The 736-nt window shown below is 47.4% G+C and carries 1 protein-coding gene and 1 pseudogene; both read left to right on the forward strand.

The genetic code is table 11. The features are described 5' to 3' along the window. A pseudogene (locus A3739_RS06770) lies at window positions 1–227 on the forward strand (winged helix-turn-helix domain-containing protein); the annotation flags it as partial. Beyond that, window positions 227–736 (forward strand): hypothetical protein (locus A3739_RS06775; RefSeq protein WP_156502417.1); only part of this gene is annotated, 510 nt, incomplete at its 3' end. The pseudogene A3739_RS06770 and the gene A3739_RS06775, both read left to right, overlap by 1 nt.

Consider the following 736-nt stretch of genomic DNA (forward strand, 5'->3'; position numbering starts at 1 on the left):
TTGCACTCACTGCAGTACAATTTCAAGTATTCGTCACCATTGTCGATTCGGGAGCCGCCGGCTGCTCTTATGATGATCTTTGCGCATGCACCAGACAAGGCGTTGTAACGACCGGTACGATCAACTCTCACGTGAAGAACGTTCGGAAAAAGTTCAATGAAATTGACGAAGCCTTTAATGCGATTCGCAACAAGCCCGGCTTCGGCTATCGTTGGGAACTTGCTTAATGCAACGATTCGGCATTAAAGCGCAGATCAGTTTTCTTAGCCTTCTGTTACTGGTCATTCCTGTACTGACGTGGTCGTACTGGAAGGAGATTCAGCAAACCGCTATTTCTGCACAGGGCCGTGTTCAGTTGATTGAGACTAAAGCCATCGCGACAAGCTTGGTGGCCACTCAGGTCAATATCTCAAAACTGCTGGCCGGAAATGAAGACAGCGAACTAGAAAAGTACGCTCTTAGCGCTCCTACTACCTCTAGCCCTATTCGCTTAGATGGACAGTTTGATGATTGGGGTGATCAGACCTCCATCATCGAGGCGCATAATTCCAGCTTTCCTCTCTGGAGCGCTAGCACCAACATGGCAACAGAAACCAAATTTGGTTTGGCGCTCACCCAAAACGAACAATACTTGTATATTGCGCTATCAGTGCTGGATCGTAACGTACAAACACGCCAGCCCAATCACTTACGTTTAGATTATAACGATCACATTCAACTGACCTTCCGAGACCAA

The sequence above is a fragment of the Oleiphilus sp. HI0067 genome (assembly GCF_001635735.1).